This is a genomic window from Micromonospora sp. CNZ296, assembly GCF_007827635.1.
Window position 1 is genome coordinate 138,632 of record NZ_VISW01000007.1, and the last position, 20,411, is coordinate 159,042.

At 74.0% G+C, this 20,411-nt stretch carries 21 protein-coding genes; 13 read left to right on the top strand and 8 right to left on the bottom strand.

Annotation, left to right across the window (positions count from 1 at the left end; all coding sequences use genetic code 11):
* Positions 1-300 precede the first annotated feature (300 nt).
* The gene (locus FB455_RS14070) at positions 301-1,200 is read right to left on the bottom strand and encodes an HhH-GPD family protein (protein ID WP_071098956.1); all 900 of its coding nucleotides are present in this window, start codon (positions 1,198-1,200) and stop codon (positions 301-303) included.
* A 96-nt stretch (positions 1,201-1,296) separates the two neighbouring features.
* Between FB455_RS14070 and FB455_RS14075 the strand changes: the two genes are divergently transcribed.
* From FB455_RS14075 to FB455_RS14085, 3 genes are all read left to right on the top strand, one after another.
* A complete protein-coding gene (locus tag FB455_RS14075) occupies positions 1,297-1,809 on the top strand; it encodes a glycine cleavage system transcriptional repressor (RefSeq protein ID WP_013288949.1) in 513 nt (170 codons plus the stop codon).
* Positions 1,806-2,369 (top strand): peptide deformylase, encoded by a 564-nt coding sequence (locus FB455_RS14080; RefSeq protein ID WP_071097540.1) that lies wholly within the window; start codon positions 1,806-1,808, stop codon positions 2,367-2,369. The genes FB455_RS14075 and FB455_RS14080 overlap by 4 nt, the downstream gene beginning before the upstream one ends.
* 105 nt (positions 2,370-2,474) lie before the next feature.
* Positions 2,475-3,233, top strand: a complete 759-nt coding sequence (locus FB455_RS14085) for a hypothetical protein (protein WP_145753634.1) — start codon at positions 2,475-2,477, stop codon at positions 3,231-3,233.
* Positions 3,234-3,241: 8 nt separating this feature from the next.
* Here the strand turns inward: FB455_RS14085 and disA are convergent, their stop codons facing one another.
* The 4 genes from disA to FB455_RS14105 form a co-directional block, all read right to left on the bottom strand.
* A complete protein-coding gene (gene disA, locus FB455_RS14090; RefSeq protein ID WP_013288946.1) occupies positions 3,242-4,432 on the bottom strand; it encodes a DNA integrity scanning diadenylate cyclase DisA in 1,191 nt (396 codons plus the stop codon).
* Positions 4,433-4,561: 129 nt separating this feature from the next.
* Positions 4,562-6,010, bottom strand: coding sequence for a DNA repair protein RadA (radA, locus tag FB455_RS14095; RefSeq protein ID WP_030272015.1), 1,449 nt, complete (start codon positions 6,008-6,010; stop codon positions 4,562-4,564).
* Positions 6,011-6,114: 104 nt separating this feature from the next.
* Entirely contained in the window at positions 6,115-6,858 is a 744-nt protein-coding gene (locus FB455_RS14100; protein ID WP_114919054.1) for a hypothetical protein, read from the bottom strand.
* 141 nt (positions 6,859-6,999) lie between these two features.
* Positions 7,000-7,830 carry a UbiA family prenyltransferase gene (locus tag FB455_RS14105; protein WP_114919053.1) on the bottom strand — a complete coding sequence of 277 codons (831 nt, stop codon included), beginning with the start codon at positions 7,828-7,830 and terminating at the stop codon, positions 7,000-7,002.
* 45 nt (positions 7,831-7,875) lie between these two features.
* Here FB455_RS14105 and FB455_RS14110 point away from each other — a divergent pair, with 45 nt between their 5' ends.
* From FB455_RS14110 to FB455_RS14125, 4 genes are all read left to right on the top strand, one after another.
* Positions 7,876-8,634 (top strand): methyltransferase domain-containing protein, encoded by a 759-nt coding sequence (locus FB455_RS14110; protein WP_013288942.1) that lies wholly within the window; start codon positions 7,876-7,878, stop codon positions 8,632-8,634.
* Positions 8,635-8,675: 41 nt separating this feature from the next.
* The gene (locus FB455_RS14115; RefSeq protein ID WP_047893200.1) at positions 8,676-9,842 is read left to right on the top strand and encodes an acyl-CoA dehydrogenase family protein; all 1,167 of its coding nucleotides are present in this window, start codon (positions 8,676-8,678) and stop codon (positions 9,840-9,842) included.
* Positions 9,843-10,067: 225 nt separating this feature from the next.
* Positions 10,068-11,120 carry a type III polyketide synthase gene (locus FB455_RS14120; RefSeq protein ID WP_041799370.1) on the top strand — a complete coding sequence of 351 codons (1,053 nt, stop codon included), beginning with the start codon at positions 10,068-10,070 and terminating at the stop codon, positions 11,118-11,120.
* 39 nt (positions 11,121-11,159) lie between these two features.
* Entirely contained in the window at positions 11,160-11,762 is a 603-nt protein-coding gene (locus FB455_RS14125) for a hypothetical protein (protein WP_047893202.1), read from the top strand.
* Positions 11,763-11,847: 85 nt separating this feature from the next.
* Here the strand turns inward: FB455_RS14125 and FB455_RS14130 are convergent, their stop codons facing one another.
* Positions 11,848-12,543 carry a hypothetical protein gene (locus FB455_RS14130; protein ID WP_030272022.1) on the bottom strand — a complete coding sequence of 232 codons (696 nt, stop codon included), beginning with the start codon at positions 12,541-12,543 and terminating at the stop codon, positions 11,848-11,850.
* Between the two features lie 328 nt (positions 12,544-12,871).
* On the opposite strand from FB455_RS14130, the gene FB455_RS14135 reads away from it, so the two are divergent.
* The 3 genes from FB455_RS14135 (at position 12,872) to ispF (ending at position 14,695) form a co-directional block, all read left to right on the top strand.
* Entirely contained in the window at positions 12,872-13,357 is a 486-nt protein-coding gene (locus FB455_RS14135) for a CarD family transcriptional regulator (protein ID WP_013288937.1), read from the top strand.
* A gap of 53 nt (positions 13,358-13,410) precedes the next feature.
* Complete coding sequence (gene ispD / locus FB455_RS14140; protein ID WP_145753637.1) at positions 13,411-14,106, top strand: 2-C-methyl-D-erythritol 4-phosphate cytidylyltransferase; 696 nt, start codon at positions 13,411-13,413, stop codon at positions 14,104-14,106.
* A gap of 106 nt (positions 14,107-14,212) precedes the next feature.
* Positions 14,213-14,695, top strand: a complete 483-nt coding sequence (gene ispF / locus FB455_RS14145; protein WP_013288935.1) for a 2-C-methyl-D-erythritol 2,4-cyclodiphosphate synthase — start codon at positions 14,213-14,215, stop codon at positions 14,693-14,695.
* A gap of 37 nt (positions 14,696-14,732) precedes the next feature.
* Here the strand turns inward: ispF and FB455_RS14150 are convergent, their stop codons facing one another.
* Complete coding sequence (locus tag FB455_RS14150; protein ID WP_013288934.1) at positions 14,733-15,263, bottom strand: hypothetical protein; 531 nt, start codon at positions 15,261-15,263, stop codon at positions 14,733-14,735.
* A 167-nt stretch (positions 15,264-15,430) separates the two neighbouring features.
* Between FB455_RS14150 and FB455_RS14155 the strand changes: the two genes are divergently transcribed.
* From FB455_RS14155 to FB455_RS14165, 3 genes are read left to right on the top strand one after another with little or no spacing between them, the layout of a single operon-like run.
* Entirely contained in the window at positions 15,431-16,807 is a 1,377-nt protein-coding gene (locus FB455_RS14155) for a BTAD domain-containing putative transcriptional regulator (protein ID WP_255368189.1), read from the top strand.
* Positions 16,808-16,857: 50 nt separating this feature from the next.
* Complete coding sequence (locus tag FB455_RS14160; protein WP_145753639.1) at positions 16,858-18,009, top strand: tetratricopeptide repeat protein; 1,152 nt, start codon at positions 16,858-16,860, stop codon at positions 18,007-18,009.
* A 45-nt stretch (positions 18,010-18,054) separates the two neighbouring features.
* The gene (locus tag FB455_RS14165) at positions 18,055-19,095 is read left to right on the top strand and encodes an NAD(P)-dependent alcohol dehydrogenase (protein ID WP_145753641.1); all 1,041 of its coding nucleotides are present in this window, start codon (positions 18,055-18,057) and stop codon (positions 19,093-19,095) included.
* Between the two features lie 55 nt (positions 19,096-19,150).
* Here the strand turns inward: FB455_RS14165 and FB455_RS14170 are convergent, their stop codons facing one another.
* Positions 19,151-20,317 (bottom strand): homogentisate 1,2-dioxygenase, encoded by a 1,167-nt coding sequence (locus FB455_RS14170; protein ID WP_145753644.1) that lies wholly within the window; start codon positions 20,315-20,317, stop codon positions 19,151-19,153.
* Positions 20,318-20,411: the final 94 nt, after the last annotated feature.

The following is a 20,411-nucleotide window of genomic DNA, read 5'->3' on the forward strand; positions in this document are numbered from 1 at the left end:
CCGCACAGTTCGAGGGCGACGGCCCCGGTAGGCGAAAGCCACCGGGGCCGTCGCCTTTCCGATGCCCACCCACCGCTCCCCAGGGTGCCGGCCGCCCGGCCTTGGCGCCGCCGCCCGCCCGCCCCAGCCCTGCCCGCCCCAGCCCTGCCCGCCCCAGCCCTGCCCGCCTTTGCCCTGGTCGATCATGAAGTTGACCGCACTTGGTGCCCTATTTGTCGCCGCTAACTTCATGATCAACGGGGCGAGCCGAGGGCGGGGCGGGGGGCGAGCCGAGGGCGGGCGGGGGTGGGGCGGGGGCGGTCAGGGGAGGGGGACGGCGGGGCCGTCTCCGGCCAGGCGGAACGACTCCTGGCCCACCGGTTCCACCAGGCCGTCGGTGACCAGGCCGGCCAGCGCTCGCGCCCGCTGGACGTCGTCGTGCCAGACCTGGTCCAGCCGCTGGTGCGGCACCGGGCCGGTGGACTCCCGCAGCACCGCGAGCAGCAGTCCGCGTACCTGCCGGTCGGTGCCGGCGTAACGCTGCGGCCGGCGGGTCGGTCCCGTGGGGGCGGCCTGTCCAGAAGCCCGCCAGGCACAGCTCGACTCGACCGGGCAGATCGCGCAGCGCGGCGCGCGGGCGGTGCAGACGACAGCGCCGAGTTCCATGAAGGCGGCGCTGGCCAGCGCGGCGTCAGCCGGCTCGATCGGCAGCAGTTCCTCGGTGGCGACCAGGTCGGCCGGGCGGGTGGTGGGGCCGGCGTCGGGTTCTCCGGCGATCGCCCGGCACACCACGCGCCGGACGTTCGTGTCCACCACCGGGTGCCGCTGCCCGTACGCGAACGCGGCGACCGCGCGGGCCGTGTACGTGCCGACACCGGGTAGCGCCAGCAGTTGATCGAGCCGGTCGGGCACCACGCCGCCGTGGCGCTCCACGATCGCCGCCGCGCACTCGCGCAGGCGAACCGCCCGGCGGGGGTAGCCGAGCCGTCCCCACATCCGGATCGCCTCGGCCGGGGTGTCCTCGGCGAGCGCGCGCGGCTCGGGCCAGCGGGCCAGCCACGCCTCCCAGGCCGGTACCACCCGGACCACGGGGGTCTGCTGGAGCATGACCTCGCTGACCAGGATCGCCCAGGCGCCGATGCCGGGCTTGCGCCAGGGCAGGTCGCGGGCGTTGCGCTCGTACCACCGGCTGACCTGGGTGGCGAATGTGGGATCGGACATCGCGTCGCCGATCATGTCACGGCTGTCTTTCCCGCAGGTTGGGCGGGCCGGGTGGCCGGGCGCGATCGATCATGGGCGACGGGGCAGAATGTCCGAATGAACGAGCTCGCGATCACCGTCATCGGCCGGGACCGGCCGGGCATCGTGGCCGACGTCGCGGAGGTCCTCGCCCGGCTCGGCGCGAACCTCACCGACTCGACGATGACCCGGCTGCGTGGACACTTCGCGATGACGCTGATCTGCGTGGGCCCGGCCGCCGCCGACGTCGAGGCCGCGCTGGCCCCGCTCGCCGCCGACGGGCACCTGCTGGCGACCGTACGCGCGGTCACGCCCGACGGCGGCAGCGAGCCCACCGGGGAGCCGTACGTGCTCGCGGTGCACGGCGCCGACCGGATGGGCATCGTCGCGGCGATGACCCGGGTGCTGACCGACGCGGGCGGGAACGTGACCGACCTGAGCACCCGGCTCACCGGTTCGCTCTACGTGGTGGTGGCCGAGGTCGAGTTGCCGCCCGGTGTGTCGGACGAGGTGGCCGGCCGGCTCACCCGGGTCGCCGCGGAGCTGGGCGTGGGGGTCAGCCTCCGCCCGGCGGACACGGATCTGCTGTGACCGGGCCGGAGTACGCGGGCCTGGGCGGCTGGACCCCGGAGAAGCTCGGCATCCCCGGCGCGGTACGGGCGGTGGTCACCGCGCCGGAGCCGGTGCTGAGCCAACCGGGCCCGGAGGTCGACCCGACGTCTGCCGAGGTGGTGCGCCTCGCCGCCGACCTGGTGGCCACGATGCGCGTCTCGCCCGGTTGCGTGGGACTGGCGGCGCCGCAGGTCGGGGTGAGCGCGCAGGTGTTCGCGGTGGACGTGACGGGGCATCCGAAGGCGGTCACCGTGCACGGCACGTTCGTGCTGTGCAACGCGCGCGTGGTGGAGGCGTCCCGGTGGAAGGCCGGGCGGGAGGGCTGCATGTCGGTGCCGGACCTGACCGGCGACGTGAAGCGGGCCAGCCGCCTGGTCGTCGAGGGTGCGCTTCCCGGCAGCGGCGAGCCGGTCCGCCTGGTGACGGACGGCTTCGAGGCGCGGGCGCTCCAGCACGAGATCGACCACTGCGCGGGGCTGCTCTTCCTCGACCGGGTGGCCGGCGCGCACGCGATCTACCAGCGCAAGGTCTACCTCTGACGGTGGCGGTAGGAATCCAGTGTGGACTACCGTGGCTGTACGGCGGCGGGTTCCCGGCGCGTCGGACCGGCGAGCCGTGCACCGCGCGGCTACGGTAGGCGCATCATGCGTCTGACGGTCGGCCCCCTGCCCCCTGCCGTGTACTGGCGGCGTCGTGCCGTCGTGCTCGGAGCGGGGCTGCTCTTCCTGATTGTCCTGCTGTATTCCTGCACCGGTACGGATCGCAACACCGGCGCGCCGGGCACCGACCCGTCCCCGACCGGTTCCGCCGGGGCTCAGCCCGACCCGTCCGGCTCGGTGCTGACTCCGCAGTCGGGCAGCCCGTCGCCGGCACCGGGCGACACCGGGGGCGGCGGCGCGAACAACGGCGGCGGGAACACAGGCGGCGAGAACACCGACGGCGGGGGCGCGAACAACGGGGGCGGCACCGGCAACGGTGGCGCGACCGGTCAGCCGGTCTCCGACGACGGCACCTGCACCGACTCCGAGCTGCTGGTGACGCCGGTCGCGGTGCCGCCGACCGCCCAGCGGGGCACCGTGGTCACGCTGCGCCTGAAGGTCAAGAACGTGTCGAACCGTACGTGCAGCCGCGACGTCGGCGCCGACCTCCAGGAGCTGTACGTCAAGTCGGGCGCGGAGAAGATCTGGTCGTCGGACACCTGCGGCACCGGCAAGGGCTCGGACGTCCAGTCGTTCACGCCGAACTTCGAGCGCTCCTACGAGCTGGGCTGGAACGGCCGGCTGGACAACAGGTGCGCGAGCGGGCTGGCCGGCGGCGACTTCGCCGCGATCGGCGCGTACCAGGTGTTCGCCCGCGTCGGCACCAAGATCAGCGAGCCGGTGAAGCTGACCATCACCGGCTGAGCGGTCGGTCAGACGTACCGTTCGAGGATGCTCGCCTCGGCGAGCCGGGACAGGCCCTCGCGGACACCGCGGGCGCGGGCGTCGCCCACGCCCTCGACCGCCTGGAGGTCTTCCACAGTCGCGCCGAGCAGCCGCTGGAGGCTGCCGAAGTGCACCACCAGCCGGTCGACGACGGCGACCGGCAGCCGGGGCACCTTGGCCAGCAGGCGGAACCCGCGCGGGCTGACCGCCGCGTCGAGCGCGTCCGAGGCGGACGGGTAGCCGATCGCCTTCGCCACCGCCACGAGGTCGATGAGCTCGGTGGCGCTGAGCAGGTCGAGCTCGACGAGCGCCTCGTCGAGCGTGCGCGACTTGCGGCCGGTCGGCAGGTAGTCGCGGATGACCAGAGTGCGGTCGGCGTCCACGCCGGCCATCAGCTCGTCGAGCTGAAGGGCCAGCAGGCGGCCGTCGGTGCCCAGCTCCACCACGTAGCCGGCGATCTCGTCGGCGATCCGCCGGACCATCTCCAGCCGCTGCACCACCGCCACCGCGTCGCGGACGGTGACCAGATCCTCGATCTCCAGCGCGGAGAGCGTGCCGGAGACCTCGTCCAGCCGCAGCTTGTAGCGCTCCAGCGTGGCGAGCGCCTGGTTGGCGCGGGACAGGATGGCCGCCGAGTCGTCGAGCACGTGCCGCTGACCGTTGACGTAGAGGCTGATGATCCGCATCGACTGGCTGACCGAGATGACCGGGTAGCCGGTCTGCCGGGCCACCCGCTCGGCGGTGCGGTGCCGGGTGCCGGACTCCTCGGTGGGGATGGACGGGTCCGGCATCAGGTGCGCGCCGGCCTGCACGATCCGGGTGCCGTCGCTGGACAGCACCACCGCGCCGTCCATCTTGCACAGCTCACGGACCCGGGTGGCGGAGAACTCCACGTCCATCGGGAAGCCGCCGGTGCAGATCTGCTCGACCACCTTGTCGTAGCCGAGCACGATCAGCGCGCCGGTGCGGCCGCGCAGGATCCGCTCCAGGCCGTCCCGCAGGGCGGTGCCGGGAGCCATCAGGGCGAGGTTGGCGCGCAGCGGATCGGCGCCGGCCCCGCCGCCGACGCTTCCGTTGACGCTCACGCTGATGGCACGAGCGGGGTTGCCGCTCACGGCGCCGGTACGGGCGTGCGGCGTCGCCGTTGCGGGCTTGGTGGCATCGCGGTCGATCGGCACGGGCACAGTCTACGGACTGCCATGCGGTGGGTGCTCTCGTGGTTACTGTGATGTGTCACGATGCCCGTCTCGGGCGGGTCGGCGCGGCCTGCGTGGCCTGCCCGGAAACGCCCGGCGGATGCCACCGTGTCACTCCGCCGACGCGCGGGCGGCCGCCTGGAGTGCGGCACGCACGTCAGTGACCTCGATCACGCGCATGTTCTCCGGCCCGGCGCCGCTGCTCTCCGGCCCGCACCCGGGCGGCACGAGGGCCAGCCGGAAGCCGAGCCGGGCGGCCTCGGCCAGCCGCCGGGGCACCGCGCCGACGCGACGGACCTCGCCGGTGAGACCCACCTCGCCGATGGCCACCAGATGCGGGTTGAGCGCCAGGTTGAGCCCGCCGGAGGCGACAGCGAGCGCCACCGCCAGGTCGGCCGCCGGCTCCACCACCCGGATGCCGCCGACGGTGGCGGCGAAGACCTCCCGGTCGTGCAGCGTGAGCCGCTCGGTGCGGCGCTGGAGCACCGCGAGGACCATCGCCAGCCGGGCGCTGTCCAGGCCGGAGACGGTACGCCGCGGCGAGCCGGCCACGGTGGCCCCGATCAGCGCCTGCACCTCGGTCACCAGCGCCCGGCGCCCCTCCATCGCCACCGTCACGCAGGTGCCCGGCACCGGTTCGGAGTAGCGGGTCAGGAACAGGCCGGACGGGTCGGCCAGGCTGCTGATGCCGCCCTCGTGCATCTCGAAGCAGCCCACCTCGTCGGCCGCGCCGAAGCGGTTCTTCACGCCGCGCACCATGCGCAGCGAGGAGTGCTTGTCGCCCTCGAAGTGCAGCACCACGTCGACCAGGTGCTCCAGCACGCGAGGACCGGCCACCTGGCCGTCCTTGGTGACGTGCCCGACCAGCACGGTGGCGATGCCGCGCTCCTTGGCCACCGCGACCAGGGCGGCGGTGACCGCGCGGACCTGGGTGACGCCGCCCGGCACGCCCTCGGTGCCGGTGGTCGAGATGGTCTGCACCGAGTCGAGCACCAGCAGCCCCGGCTTGACCGCGTCGAGGTGGCCGAGCACCGCCGACAGGTCGCTCTCGGCGGCCAGATAGAGCTGGTCGTGCAGGGTGCCCATCCGCTCGGCGCGCAGCCGCACCTGGCTGACCGACTCCTCGCCGCTGACCACCAGCGACGGGCTGCCGGCACCGGCCGCCCACTGCTGGGCCACGTCGAGCAGCAGCGTCGACTTGCCCACCCCGGGCTCACCGGCGAGCAGCACCACAGCGCCGGGGACCAGGCCGCCGCCGAGCACCCGGTCGAGCTCGCTCACACCGGTGGGACGGGCCCGGGCCGGCGCGGCGCTGATCGTGGCGATCGGCCGGGCCGGTTCGGCAGGCATCCGCGAGCTGACCACCCGGCCGGAGACCATCGGGCCGGTGACCGTGCACTCGACCACCGAACCCCACTCGCCGCACTCGGGGCACCGGCCCACCCACTTCGGGGGCTGGTGGCCGCAGGCGTCGCACTCGTAGGCCGGGCGGGGTTCGCGGGTGGCGGCGCGACCGCGGCCGGCGCCGGCACGGGAGGGGGTCGATCGGGGCGTGGTCACCACCGGACGCTAACCGGCCCGTACGACGAAAGCCCACCCGGAACGGCGACACCGCCGGCGTGGCGCTGGCCACGGCGGCGGTGCCGACGGAAGGAGGGGAGAGGTCAGTGGCCGCCCTCGGCGCCGCCGTCCTCACCGGCGTGCTCACGCGGGTTCACGATCTTCGACGGCGTGGCCTCCGGGGTCAGCGGGATGCCGATCGGCGCCGGGGTCTTGACGACCTTGCCGTCGCCGAAGTCGAAGGTCAGGTTGACCTGCTGGCCGACGAGCAGCTTCTCGTTCAGGCCGACGAGCTGGAGGAACCGCGGGTTGCCGGCGTTGAGCTGGGCGTAGCTGAGGGCCGGGATCTCGATCCGGGCCGGCTGACCGGCGGGCGCGGACTCGCTCGGCGACGGGCTGGCCGACGGCGACCCGGTCACCTCCAGCGACTGGCTCGGCGACGCGCTCGGGTCGCTCGCGGTCGGCGAGGTGGTGACCGGCTCGGTGGGCGAACCGGTCGGGGTGGCCGCGCCGCTCTCACCCGCGCCGGAGCCGGTGAGCACGATCTCCCGCGCGCTGTCGGTGGTGACCGTCACTGTCACCGGCTTCTCGCTGTCGTTGTAGATCACCACGTTGACCGGTGCGTTCGACCCGGCCTCGTAGCCCTTCGGGCCCGGGAACTGCACGTAGAGCCCGCGCACCTTGAAGAGGTTGTCGGAGGTCTGGACGTTGACGCCCTGTACCGACGGGATCTTGTTGGCGGTCTCGGAAATCTGCCCGGCGCCGCACCCGGACAGCAGCAGGCTCGCCGCCGCCGTGCCGGCCAGCAGCAGGGCCGGCCCCCGGGAACCCCTGATCGAGCGCGTCACGTCGGTCCTCCTCGTCACGATCCCCGCCCGGTCGACCACCGGGCACGGGGTGGCCATACCCGCGCAGACCGCGCTCCAGGGTAGTTGGAGCTGATCGAGGCCCGCACGCGGACCCGGCAATGCCACCTCGGAGTGGACTCCTCAGACCACCCGGCCGCTCGTCACCAGCAGCACCACATCGATGAGCGCCACCACCAGGACCGCCCGGAAGGCGGTCGCCGAGCGTCCGGCTGTCGCGCGTCCCGCGTACCAGCCGACCGCCGGCACGGCCACGGCGGCGGCGACCGCCGACAGGCCGGTCCACGACGGCGGCCCGGGCGGGCCGAGGACCAGCGCGACGGTGGCCGCGAGCAGCAGCCCGGCGGCGGCCAGCCGGCTGCCCACCGGCCCGAGCCGGTGCGGCAGGCCGCGCACCCCGGTCCGGGCGTCGTCGGCCAGGTCCGGCAGCACGTTCGCGAAGTGCGCGCCGGCGCCGAGCAGCGCGGCGGCGGCCACCAGCCAGGCCGGGGGCACCGGCGAGCCGGGCAGTGCCAGCACCACGAACGCGGGCAGCGCGCCGAACGAGACCGCGTAGGGCAGCACCGACACCGGCGTCGACTTCAGCGGCCGGTTGTAGAGCAGCGCGGAGACGAGGCCCAGCGTGGCGCAGGCCGCCGCGGCCGGGCCGCCGGCCAGCGCGAGCACCGGCACGGCGACGGCGGCCACCGCCGTGGCCCGGGCCAGCGTCGGCCGGGCGACCTCGCCGGTGGTCACCGGTTTGTCGGTACGCCCCACAGCGGCGTCCCGCTCGGCGTCGATCAGGTCGTTGCTCCACCCGACCGCGAGCTGGCTGGCCAGCACCGTCAGCGCCACGACCACGACACCCGCCGCCGAGTGCCCGACACCGGCGGCGAGCAGCGCGGCGACCACCGTGACCGCCGCCGCGGGCTCCGGATGGCTCGCCCTGACCAGCCCTAACACCCGTGTCGACATAAGGGAAGTCTGGTCGTTACCGGGCAGTCGTGCCACGCTCGACGCATGCCCGACGCGTCGCCGGTGTCCACTCCGTACCGGGTGCTGCCGCCGAACGACCCCCGGCAGTACGACGACCTGGCCGGCGAGTGGTGGCGGCCGGACGGCGCGTTCGCGATGCTGCACTGGCTGGCCCGGGCCCGGGCGGCGCTGGTACCAGCGGCGTCCACCCCGGACGACCTGCTCGTCGACCTGGGCTGTGGCGCCGGGCTGCTGGCGCCGCACCTGGCCGGCAAGGGTTACCGCCACGTCGGGGTCGACCTGACCCGCTCCGCGCTCGACCAGGCCGCCGCGCACGGCGTGACGGTGGTCCAGGCCGACGCGACGGCGGTGCCGCTGGCCGACGGCTGCGCGGCGGTGGTCTCCGCCGGTGAGCTGCTGGAGCACGTACCGGACTGGCGGCGGGCGGTCGCCGAGGCGTGCCGGCTGCTACGCCCGGGCGGCCTGCTGGTGCTGGACACGCTCAACGACACGCTGCCGGCCCGGCTGATCGCTGTGGAGCTGGGCGAACGGCTGCCCACAGTGCCGCGCGGCATCCACGACCCGCGGTTGTTCGTCGACGCCCGCGCGCTGGTCGCCGAGTGCGCCCGGCACGGCGTGTCGTTGACGGTGCGCGGGGTCCGGCCGGAGCTGGGCGGCACGCTGGCCTGGCTGCTGCGACGCATGCGCGGCGGCGCCGTCCGTCCGGGCAGGACCGAACCGCGCATCGTGCCGACCCGGTCGACGGCGGTGCTGTACCAGGGCTGGGGGCGCCGGGGCGGGTAGCCGGGGCCGCCCGGGGTAAAGGACGCCGAGAAGGGGGCGACATGACTGTGCACGCGCTGGAGGCGGCCCGCCGGTTGGCGCCGCGACTGGCCGCCCGCGCGGCCGAGCACGACCGCGACGGCTCGTTCCCCGTGGACGACTTCGCGGACCTGCGGGCAGCAGGGCTGTTCGGCCTGATGGTGCCCCCCGAGCTGGGCGGCACGGGCGCGAGCTTCGCCGAGTACGCCGCTGTCGCCACCGAACTGGCCCGTGGCAACGGCGCGACCGCGCTGGTGTTCAACATGCACGCCTCGGTCACCGGGGCGCTCGGCGCGGTCACCGAGGAACTGGCCGAGGCACTCGGCGTACCGGACGAGGCGCTGGCGGCGCGGGACCGGCTGCTGCGCGCGGCGGCCGACGGCGCCTGGTACGCGGTGGCGATGAGCGAACGCGGCGCCGGCGCCCGGTTGTCGCAGCTCAGCACCGTCTACGAGCCGGTCGACGGCGGCTGGCACATCAAGGGCAGCAAGACGTTCTGCTCCGGCGCCGGCCACCCGGACGGCTACCTGGTGGCCGCCCGCAGCGCCGCCGACCAGTCCGTGGTGTCCCAGTTCCTGGTCCCGGCCGGAGAGGGGATCACCGTCGAGCCCACCTGGGACTCGCTCGGCATGCGGGCCACCTCCTCGCACGACGTGCACCTGGACGTGACGGTCCCGGCCGACCGGCTGCTCGGCGGCGTCGAAGGGCTGGCCCTGGTCGTCGCCCAGCTCATGCCGCACTGGCTGGTGGCGAGCTACGCGGCGGTCTACGTCGGCGTGGCCCGGGCCGCCATCGACGCCGCGGCCGAGCACCTCAACGCCCGCAACCTCGCCGGGCTGCCCGCGGTGCGGGCCCGCCTGGGCCGGGCCGACGCGGCCACCGCCGCCGCCGAACTGGTGGTCGCCGAGGCGGCCCGCCGGGTCGACGAGGCACCCGGCGACGCCGAGACGAACCGCTGGGTGTGGCGGGCCAAGCTGCTCGCCGGCACCACAGCCGCCGAGGTGGCGGCCTCCATGCTGGAGGCGGCCGGTACGTCGGCGACCCGCCGCGGGCATCCGCTGGAGCGGCTCTACCGGGACGCCCGCTGCGGCTCGCTGCATCCGGCCACGTCCGACGTGTGCGCCGACTGGCTCGGCATCGCCGCACTGGGCGGCGACCCGGACCGGGACAGCGCGCTCCCTCGTTGGTGAGCGCGAGGAGTGAGCCGGTTTTGCGAGCCCCGCAGTCGCGAACGAAAAGCGGCACGGTGAGCGCGAGGAGTGAGCCGGTTCTGCGAGCCCCGCAGTCGCGAACGAAAAGCGGCACGGTGAGCGCGAGGAGTGAGCCGGTCTTGCGAGCCCCGCAGTCGCGAACGAAAAGCGGCACGGTGACCAGGGTGAGCGCGAGGAGTGAGTGAAGGGCGAGGGGTGGGGGACGTGGGCATACCGGTGATCGCGGGTCTGGGTACGGCACAACCGCCGGCTGCGATGCAGGACGAACTGTGGACGGGCTTCTTCGCGAAGCACTTCCAGGGGAACACCCGGGCGCTGGCCGAGCGGATCTTCGCGAACTCGGGCGTGACCCGGCGGCAGGCGGCGGTCAACCCGCTGCTGGAGGACGTCTCGGAGTGGCCGACCGAGCGCCGGATGCGCCGCTACCAGGTCGAGGCGCTGCCGCTGGGCAAGGAGGCGGTCAGCCGGGCTCTCACCGCCGCCGGCCTGGACGCCTCCGACATCGGGCTGTTCATCGTCTGCTCGTGCACCGGGTACGCCACCCCGGGGCTGGACATCCTGCTCGCCCGGGATCTGGGGATGTCGCCGAGCACCCAGCGCATGTTCGTCGGGCACATGGGCTGTTACGCGGCCCTGCCCGGGCTGGGCGCGGCGAGCGACTTCGTCACCGCCCGCGGGCGGCCCGCGCTGCTGCTCTGCGCGGAGCTGACCAGCCTGCACATCCAGCCGCCTGGTGCCCGGGTGGACACCCAGCAGATCGTCTCCCACGCGCTGTTCTCGGACGCCGCGGTCGCCGCCGTGGTCGTCCCCGGCGGCCGGGGGTACGCGCTGCGCGAGGTCACCTCGGTCACCGACACCTCCACCGCCGATCACATGACCTGGGACGTCACCGACACCGGTTTCCGGATGGGGCTGTCGCCGAAGGTGCCGCAGGTCCTGTCCCGGCACGTGCGGACGCTGATCGACGAGCTGCTGGCGCGGCACGGGTGCGAGCGCTCCGACGTGGACGGCTGGGCGGTGCATCCGGGCGGTCCGCGGATCCTCAACGTGGTGGAGCGTGAGCTGGCCCTGCCGCCGGACGGGCTCGCTGCCTCCCGGGGGACGCTCGCCGAGCACGGCAACTGCTCGTCCCCGACCGTGCTGCTGATTCTGGACCGGCTGTGGCGTACGGAGCCGTCGCCGCCGCGCTGGGTGGTGATGCTCGCGTTCGGACCGGGCCTGACGCTCTACGCGGTGCTGCTGGAACGGGTGGGCTGACGGCTCGCCCCGCCCGGGCCGCGCGGATACGCTGCCGTCATGGCCTCCGACGAGCGGGACGGACGGGTACCGCTGACCGTCCTGACCGTTCTGGCGCTGGCGGCCGGCGCGGCCTGGTGGCGGTCGGCGGCACCCGAGCCGGGTGCGGTCACGGCCGTGCCGGCGCCGCCCGCGAGCGCCGAACCCGTCGCCCGAACCTGGCGGGTCGACCCGTCGACCGGCGACGCCTGGCCGGCACGACCGGGGCGCGACCCGACGCCCCGGGCACTCCGTGCCCCGGCGACGGCGCCGGACCGGTCGGTGGTGATCCGGGTCGAGGACGACGGCACCTCGCGTGTGCTCCAGGTGTCGCACGTGGTGTGGCGGGAGACGTCCGACCTGACGCCGGACGGGCCGCCCGTCGTACGGCAGGTGAATCCCTCGCGGGGCGACGACTACCGGCTGTCGGTGAGCTGCTCCGGGGATGGATCGATCGCCGTGCAGCTGTCCGGCACCGGGACCGGCGACGCGCGGCGGTTCCTCCGCTGCGGCGGGCGACTGGAGCTGCCCTTCCTGGGCGGCACCGGCGCGCCGGTGCTGGTGCGGTTCACCGGTGTACGCGGCCGGGCCGAGCTGGACGCCCGGCTCGAAGCGCTCTACTGACAGCTGTCGCGCGCCGGGCACCGGCAGCTCCCGCCTCCTCGGGCCGGCAGCTCAGCCGCCCAGCCGGCGCTCCCGGACCGGCCTGTCAGCTGCCCAGCCGGGCCAGGTCGGCGCCGTAGTCCGACAGCGGGCCCAGCTCCGGCACCACCCGGACCAGCGAGCCCTGCCGGTCCACGAGCAGCGCGGCGGCGGTGCCGGGGTGGGCGGACAGGTGCAGGTAGGAGCGCAGGCCGCCGGCCGGGTCGCCGAGCGGGCGTACCCCGGGGACGCTCGCGGGTCCGGCGCTGCGGCCCTCGGTCACGGTGACCACAGTGACGCCGGGCGGCGCGGCGCGCGCCGCGGTGCCGACCTGCTCGGCGCAGGCGCAGGCGTCGACCAGGATGATCATGGCGGGCAGCAGGCTGCGCAGCGGTACCGGCGTGTCGTCCGCGCCGACCAGGTCCAGCGCGGGCAGCGGGCCGACCGGTTGCGGCGCGGTGGTGGAGCGGGGGAGCACCGTCGGCGCGCCGGACCGCGTGGTGGTGCGCGGCCAGGTGACGGCGGCCAGCCCGGCGAGTGTGACGAGCACCGACACGAGCAGGATCAGCACCGGCAGCCCGAGGCGGGCCGGAACGGCACGCCGGCCGGAGCCCTGCCGCGCGCGGCGCAGCTCCCGGCGGACCTGCCGGGCCTCGTCGGCGAGCGCCGAGGCGTCGTCCGGGACGACCACCCGGCCCCACTCCGGAGGCAGGCCGGGCAGCCCGTCCGGCGGCCCCTGGCCGTCAGCGTCAGGCACGCCCATCGGACCCCCAGGAACGTCTCGGTGAGCGGACGTCACGTCCCTCACCAGCGTCCCGCACCGACCGCCGTAACGCCACACCTGGGCGCGGACGGACTTGCGGAGCTACCATGGAAGGAGCGCATTGCCCTAGATCTGGACGCTCCCGTCACCCCTTACCGGGTTGTCACGTGTTCCTCACGGAGCGTGTCGAAAGCATCGGTTTGACCGCCTGTCAAGCTGAAGAAATACCTCTCACAGGGCCCCTGAGCTGCGCCAACGATCAGGACAGCGGTGAGACATCGGTGCCTGAGCGTGTTACCCTAGACACAGCGAAAGGGGTTTCGAACCTATGGTTTTCAGTGTCGGCGAGACCGTTGTTTACCCCCACCACGGGGCCGCACTCATCGAGGCAATCGAGACTCGGGTCATCAAGGGCGAGCCCAGGGAATACCTCGTCCTGAGGGTCGCACAGGGTGACCTGACGGTCCGGGTGCCCGCCGAGAACGCCGAGATCGTGGGTGTGCGCGAAGTGGTTGGCGAAGAGGGCCTGGGCAAGGTCTTCGACGTGCTCCGTGCACCGCACACCGAGGAGCCGACCAACTGGTCGCGGCGTTACAAGGCGAATCTGGAGAAGCTGGCCTCCGGTAACCCGCTGAAGGTGGCCGAGGTCGTCCGCGACCTGTGGCGCCGGGAGCGGGAGCGGGGCCTGTCGGCGGGCGAGAAGCGGATGCTCGCCAAGGCCCGTGACATCCTCGTCGGCGAGGTCGCGCTGGCGGAGAAGAGCACCAAGGACGAGGCCGAGACGCTGCTCGACAAGGTGCTGACCGAGGCCTGATCCACGCCTCTGCCTCTACCCACCCCGCAGCGAACGAATCCGAGGACCGCGACGTGACCGCGCAGCTCAATCCGCGCGGTGACGTCGCGGTCCTCGTTCCTGCGGCAGGTGCCGGGGTACGCCTCGGACCCGGTGCCCCGAAGGCGCTCCGGCTGCTCGCCGGTGAGCCGCTGCTCGTACACGCGGTCCGCCGGATCGCCGCCGCGCCGTCGGTGCACACGATCGTGGTGGCCGCGCCGGCGACCGAGGTCGAGGCGGTACGCGCGATGCTCGCCCCCGTCGCCCCGGTGACAGTGGTCCCCGGTGGCGCCGAACGCCAGGAGTCGGTGGCGGCGGCACTCGCGGCAGTACCCGGCGGTCCGGAGATCGTCCTGGTGCACGACGCGGCCCGCGCGCTCACCCCGCCCCACCTGGTCGAGTCGGTGGCCGCGGCGGTCCGCGACGGGCACGACGCGGTGATCCCGGTACTGCCGGTGGTCGACACGATCAAGGAGGTCGACGCGACCGAGCGGGTGCTCGGCACAGTCGACAGGTCCGCGCTGCGGGCGGTGCAGACGCCGCAGGGCTTCCGCCGGTCGGTGCTGGTCGCGGCCCATCGGTCGGCGGGTGACGCGCTGACCGACGACGCCGGGTTGATCGAGAAGCAGGGCGGCGCGGTCATGTGCGTGCCCGGCTCCGAGCTGGCCCTGAAGATCACCCGCCCGTTCGACATGGCCCTGGCCGAACACCTCCTGACCACAGGCGCCTGACGCGGCGCCCGCGCGGCACGCGGGCTTCGAGATCTTGGTACGAAACGGCCCTCACAGGGGCCCTTTGCTACCAAGATCTCTCCCGAGGTGTGCGTACCCTCTGGTCATGATCGTTCCTCGGGTGGCTGTCGGCACCGACGTGCACGCGTTCGCGGCCGGGCGGCCCTGCTGGGTCGCGGGCCTGCACTGGCCGGACCAGGACGGCCTGGCCGGTCACTCCGACGCCGACGTTGCCGCGCACGCCGCCTGCAACGCCCTGCTCTCCGCTGCCGGTCTCGGCGACCTGGGCGCGAACTTCGGCGTGGACCAGCCGGAGTGGGCCGGTGCCTCCGGGGTGGCGCTGCTGACCGAGAGCGCACGCCGGGTACGGGCGGCGGGCTTCCAGATCGGCAACGTGTCGGTGCAGGTCGTCGGCAACCGCCCCAAGATCGGGCCGCGCCGGGAGGAGGCGCAGCGGGTGCTCTCCGAGGCGGTGGGCGCGCCGGTGACCGTCTCCGCGGCCACCACCGACGGCCTCGGCTTCACCGGGCGCGGGGAAGGGCTGGCCGGGATCGCGGTGGCCCTGATCTACGAGGCTCCGGCCGGCTGACGCGGTGACCGGGGACGCCGGCCACCGCGTCACCCGATCAGTCGACGTCGGTGCAGACGTTGTGAGTAGTGCCGTGGAGCATCGTGATCGTCTTGTCGTAGGTGGGGGAGAACTCCACCCGGAACCGGCCGTCGACGATCCACAGCCCCTTCGGCAGGGTGCCGGCGTTCTCCCGGAAGCCGAGCAGCACCGGCCCGGTCACGTACCAGGTCATCGAGCCGTCGGTGCGGTAGACGACGAGGGCGGTGCCGCTCGCGTCCGCCGTCGAGGTGGCGCCGGTCTCCAGGTTCGTGACCCGGTTGATCAGAGCGCCGGTGAACAACTCCCGCTTCGGCGCGCCGTCCGGGTAGGCCTCGATCGTCAGCTTCCGCACCTCGTCCACGATCGGCTCGACCCGTACCGCGAACTCGCATCGCGCGCCCGCTGGCATCTCGAACGGCGCCTGGGGCGCCGGTTCCCAGGCACCCGGGGCGGGATGCCGCTCCGGCGCGGCGGACGCCGAGCCTGGTAGGGCCGCGACCACCGCCGCCACGACGCTCGCCACCGCGATACTCATCCTGAACCGCATGTTCCACTCCATCCCTCGCTGGTCCGGATCCCTCGCCGGTCCGGGCGGCGAGCATCACCGGGCCCGGTCACCACCGGATCACCGCGTCGAGCGGCAACAGTCGAGCGGGCGGACCCGGCCGGCCGGGTTCCTCACCACGCGATCACCGTCGCGCGACAACCCCGGGCTTGGGCCGACCCGTCCTGTTCGGTATGGAGTTCCGCCTGCTCGGGCCGTTCGAGGCCCGCCACGACGGCCGGCCGGTCGAGGTCGGCAGCCGGCGTCAGGAGCGTTGCCTGCTCGGGGTGCTGCTGCTCGACGTGGGCCGGGTGGTGCCGACCGACCGCCTCATCGACCTGCTCTGGAACGGCCGGCCGCCGGCCACGGCCCGGAGTGCGGTGCAGACGTACATCGGGCGGCTGCGGGGCTCGCTCAACCCGTACGGGGTGCGGATCAGCACCCGGGGCGAGGGCTACGCGGTGGAGGAGGACGGGCACCGGGTCGACGTCGACGAGTTCGCCGACCTGGTCCGGGCGGCCGGGCGTGCCGCCGACCCCGCCGAGCGGGTGCGGTCGCTCGACCGGGCGCTCGCCCTCTGGCGCGGGCCGTTGCTCGCCGACGCGGCGGACGACGAGCTGCGGGACCGGCTGCACGGCACGGTCGAGGAACTTCGCCTGGTCGCCGTGGAGCTTCGGGCCGAGGCGCAGCTCGCGCTGGGCCGGCACACGCGCGCGGTCGCCGACCTGATGCCGCTGGCCGCCCAGCACCCGACGCGGGAACACCTCGTGGCGGTCCTGATGACCGCCCTGTACCGGGGCGACCGGCGGGCCGACGCGCTGCGCCTCTACAACGCCACCCGGGACCTGCTCGCGGCCGACTTCGGCGTCGAGCCGGGGCCCCGCCTCCGGGAGGTGCAGCGCCGGGTGCTCGCGGGCGACGACCGGCTGGACCGGGCCGCCCGGCCGATGCACGAGATCCGGGTCGGTGACGAGAGCCTGCCGTGGAGCGTGGGCGGCCACCCGGCCCTGGACTTCTGCAACACCCTCGCCGGGTGGGGGCACGAGCCGCCGTTGCCCGGCGCAGAGTGGCTGCGCGGCTACCGGACCCTCGCCGTCTGGGCCGGCCACGTCGGGCTGGTGGACGAGGTCTCGACGAACCGCCTGCTGCACCTCGCGCGCCGTGACCCGGCAGCGGCGGAGGCGGTGCTCGACGAGGCCCGTACGCTCCGCGCCGCGCTCTACGCCAGCCTGGTCGACCCGGACGACGGCGCTGCCTTCGAGACTGTCGCGCGGGCCGCCGAGGCCGCCGCCCGTACGCTCGTCTTCCGGCGCGAGACCGACGGACGCGGCAGGTGGTGGCCGGACCTGGCGGCCGGGCTGCGGCTGCCGGTGCACGCCGCCGCGTTCAGCGGCGCGCAGCTGCTCGCCGATCCGGCCCGGTTCACGGTGCGGGTCTGCCCGGACCGGCGGTGCGGGTGGTTGTTCCTGGACGAGAGCGGGCTGCGCCGGTGGTGCAGTCTGGGGACGTGCGGCGGCCGGGCGGGCGTGTCCTGCCGGAGTGCCTGACACCGGGCACCCTCGGCGCGCGGTGGGTCCGGGCGGATACGCTCGCCGGGATGCCGAGTGACGCCGCCCCCGACCAGTCCGCCGCCGACGGTTACCTGCAACGCGCCCACCTGCTCGCCGAGCTGGGGCGCTACGACGAGGGGATCGGCGAACTCACCGCGCTGATCGCGACCGAGCCGGCGCACGTGCCCGCGTTGACCATGCTGGCCCGGATGCACCTGGCCGCCGACCGCCCGGCCGAGGCGCTCGCCGTCGCCGAGGCCGCGGTGGCCGCCGTCGGCGGCGCGTCCGTTCCGGAGCCGCCCGCCTTCGGGACGCTCGCCGCGGAGACGCCCACCCGCGACGTGCCGGGCGCCGTGCCGCCTGCTGCCGGAGCCGCCGCCGACGAGGCGTCCGCCCAGGAGGCGGCCGGCGCGGAGACGCCCGTCGCCGGGGCGGTCGTGCCGGCGCTCGTGGCACGCGGGTTCGCGCTGCTCGACCTCGAACGCTGGAAGCCCGCCGCCGCCACCGCCGACGAGATCCTGGCGCGTGCGCCGGGTGACGCGTACGCGCAGCGCAGTGCCGCCGCCGTCCTCTCCGCGTCGCGCAACGGGCAGGCGGCGCTGGACGCGGCGTGGCGGGGTGTGGAGCTGTCGCCGGACGAGCCGGAGGCGCACCTGGTGCTGGGCCTGGTCGCGGTGCGGCTGCAACTGTTCGATCTGGCCGAGCGGGCCTACCGGGAGGCGCTGCGGCTGGACCCAGGGCTGGGCGAGGCGGGGCAGGACATGGGCGTGGCCCGGCTGGAACGACGCCGGTACGCCGAGACGCTGGAACACCTGACCGCGATGGCCGATCTGCCGGTGGCCCGTCCCGACCCGGTCCGGACCGTGGACGCCGGCATCCGGCGTCTCCTGCTGTCGGTGGCCGGGTTGTCCCTGATCGCGAGTGTGCTGGTCGCGGCGCTGGCCCCGGCCTCGCCGGGTGCGTCCCGGCTGTTCGCGGTGCTGGCGGTGGCCGGGGTGGCGGTGCTGCTGCGGCGCCCGGCGACGTGGCAGCCCGGCCTGCGGGAGGCGATGTCGCGCGGCCTGGTCGTCCCGGTCTACGCGGCCGCCGCCGCGGTGGTGCTGTTGCTCGTTTACGCGCTGGTCGGCGGCCCGTTGCCGCTGGTCGGGGCGATCACCGCGTCGGTGGTGGCCGGATTCACCGCGTTCGCTCGCCGGTGAGAGGGTAGGAGGACCGGAAACACCGGCTGAAGGAAGCGGGAATCAGTGCTCACCGTCAATGCCTACGCGGCGACGTCCGCGACCGAACCGCTCGCCCTGACCACGATCGAGCGGCGGGATCTCGGACCGGACGACGTTCTCATCGACATCAAGTTCTCCGGCATCTGCCACTCCGACATCCACACCGCGCGCAGCGAGTGGGGTCCGACCCGCTACCCGATCGTGGTGGGTCACGAGATCGCGGGCGTGGTGCGTGAGGTCGGCCCCGCGGTGACGAAGTTCGCCGTCGGCGATCGGGTCGGCGTCGGCTGTCTCGTCGACTCCTGCCGGGAGTGCGACAACTGCCGCAAGGGCCTGGAGCAGTACTGCCTGAAGGGCAGCACCGGCACGTACGGCGGGGTGGGGCGGGACGGCGAGCCGACCCAGGGCGGCTACTCGCAGGCCATCGTGGTCACCGAGGACTTCGTGCTGCGCATCCCGGACGGCATCGAGCTGGACGCCGCCGCGCCGCTGCTCTGCGCCGGCATCACCACGTACTCGCCGCTGCGGCACTGGAACGCCAGGCCGGGTCGCCGGGTTGCGGTGATCGGCATGGGCGGTCTCGGCCACATGGCCGTGAAGCTGGCCCACGCGATGGGCGCCGAGGTGACCGTGCTGTCGCAGTCGCTGAAGAAGCGGGAGGACGGGCTGCGGCTCGGCGCCGACCACTACTACGCGACCTCCGACGAGGACACGTTCACCGAGCTGGCCGGCTCGTTCGACCTGATCATCAACACGGTGAGCGCGACCCTCGACATGGACGCGTACCTGCGGCTGCTCGCCGTGGACGGGACGCTGGTCAACGTGGGCGCTCCGGAGAAGCCGCTGTCGGTGCACGCGTTCTCGCTGATCCCGGCCCGGCGGTCGTTCGCCGGGTCGAACATCGGCGGCATCGCGGAGACCCAGGAGATGCTCGACTTCTGCGCCGAGCACGGGCTGGGCGCCGAGATCGAGGTGATTCCGGCCGAGAAGATCAACGAGGCGTACGAGCGGGTGCTCGCCTCCGACGTGCGCTACCGCTTCGTCATCGACGCGTCCACGTTCTGACGACCGCGTGCGAAGGGGCCGCGTCCGTGCCGGGCGCGGCCCCTTCTCGCGTACGTCAGGACTTGCGCGCCCAGGTCCACGCGTAGCCGTCGTCCTCGCAGTCGGCGGCCGCGTCGCAGAGGTCGAGCGGGCGGAACGTGTCCACCATGACCGCCAGCTCGTCGAAGAACTCCGCACCGATCGACCGCTCGGCCGCGCCCGGCTGGGGGCCGTGGGTGAAGCCGGACGGGTGCAGCGAGATCGAGCCCTGCTCGATGCCGGAGCCGCGCCGGGCCTCGTAGTTGCCGCCGGTGTAGAACAGCATCTCGTCGGAGTCGACGTTGTGGTGGTTGTACGGCACCGGGATGGCGGCCGGGTGGTAGTCCACCTTGCGCGGCACGAACGAGCAGATCACGAAGTTCGGGCCCTGGAACGTCTGGTGCACGGGCGGGGGCTGGTGGATCCGCCCGGTGATCGGCTCGAAGTCGTGGATGGAGAACGCCCACGGGTACATGTGCCCGTCCCAGCCCACCACGTCGAACGGGTGGTTGGCGTAGACGTACCTCGTCCACCCGCGGCGGTGCTTGACGAGCACCTCCACCTCCTCGCCGTCGACGAGCAGCGGCGTGTCCGGTCCGCGGACGTCGCGCTCGCAGTAGGGCGCGTGCTCCAGGAACTGGCCGCGTACGGAGAGGTAGCGCTTGGGCGGCCCGATGTGGCCGGACGCCTCGACGGCGAGCAGCCGGGTCGGCTCGTCGCCGGTGGGCACGAGGCGGTGGATGGTCGAGGTGGGGATGACGACGTAGTCGCCCGCGACCGCGTCGAGCACGCCGAACGGCGACTCGACCCGCATCGACCCGGCCTCCAGGTAGAGGCAGTGGTCGCCGGTGGCGTCGCGGAACAGCGGCGACGGCCGGTCGGCGAGCACGTACGCGATGCGTACGTCGTCGTTGGCGAGCAGGTACTGCCGGCCGAGCACCGGGTCCGCGCCGGTGCCGTCGAGCTTGTGCGTGCGCAGGTGGCGCGGCTTGAGCGGCAGGTTGGGCACGCGGGTGACTGTGGGCGGGGCGTACTCCTCGGCGGCGAGGATCGCGGTCGGCGCGTGCCGGTGGTAGAGCAGCGACGAGTCGGAGGAGAAACCCTCCTGGCCGACCAGTTCCTCCACGTAGAGAGTGCCGTCGGGCTGGCGGAACTGGGTGTGGCGCTTGCGCGGCACGTCGCCGACGCTGCGGTAGTACGGCATCTCGCCTCCCGATATGTCCCGTTCTCCGGCCGGTGGCGTCCGATAATCGGACGCTGTTGTCCGTTCCTCGTAGCGTCCCGTACATTCTTGTCTC

Excerpts from the sequence above, each read along its gene's own strand:
- FB455_RS14070 (WP_071098956.1), bottom strand. The coding sequence starts at position 1,200 with ATGTCCGATCCCACATTCGCCACCCAGGTCAGCCGGTGGTACGAGCGC.
- FB455_RS14110 (WP_013288942.1), top strand. The coding sequence starts at position 7,876 with ATGCCCGACGCGTCGCCGGTGTCCACTCCGTACCGGGTGCTGCCGCCG.
- FB455_RS14115 (WP_047893200.1), top strand. The coding sequence starts at position 8,676 with ATGACTGTGCACGCGCTGGAGGCGGCCCGCCGGTTGGCGCCGCGACTG.
- ispF (WP_013288935.1), top strand. The coding sequence starts at position 14,213 with ATGATCGTTCCTCGGGTGGCTGTCGGCACCGACGTGCACGCGTTCGCG.
- FB455_RS14125 (WP_047893202.1), top strand. The coding sequence starts at position 11,160 with ATGGCCTCCGACGAGCGGGACGGACGGGTACCGCTGACCGTCCTGACC.
- FB455_RS14075 (WP_013288949.1), top strand. The coding sequence starts at position 1,297 with ATGAACGAGCTCGCGATCACCGTCATCGGCCGGGACCGGCCGGGCATC.
- FB455_RS14160 (WP_145753639.1), top strand. The coding sequence starts at position 16,858 with ATGCCGAGTGACGCCGCCCCCGACCAGTCCGCCGCCGACGGTTACCTG.
- FB455_RS14085 (WP_145753634.1), top strand. The coding sequence starts at position 2,475 with ATGCGTCTGACGGTCGGCCCCCTGCCCCCTGCCGTGTACTGGCGGCGT.
- FB455_RS14105 (WP_114919053.1), bottom strand. The coding sequence starts at position 7,830 with ATGTCGACACGGGTGTTAGGGCTGGTCAGGGCGAGCCATCCGGAGCCC.
- FB455_RS14130 (WP_030272022.1), bottom strand. The coding sequence starts at position 12,543 with ATGGGCGTGCCTGACGCTGACGGCCAGGGGCCGCCGGACGGGCTGCCC.
- FB455_RS14170 (WP_145753644.1), bottom strand. The coding sequence starts at position 20,317 with ATGCCGTACTACCGCAGCGTCGGCGACGTGCCGCGCAAGCGCCACACC.
- FB455_RS14135 (WP_013288937.1), top strand. The coding sequence starts at position 12,872 with ATGGTTTTCAGTGTCGGCGAGACCGTTGTTTACCCCCACCACGGGGCC.
- FB455_RS14150 (WP_013288934.1), bottom strand. The coding sequence starts at position 15,263 with ATGCGGTTCAGGATGAGTATCGCGGTGGCGAGCGTCGTGGCGGCGGTG.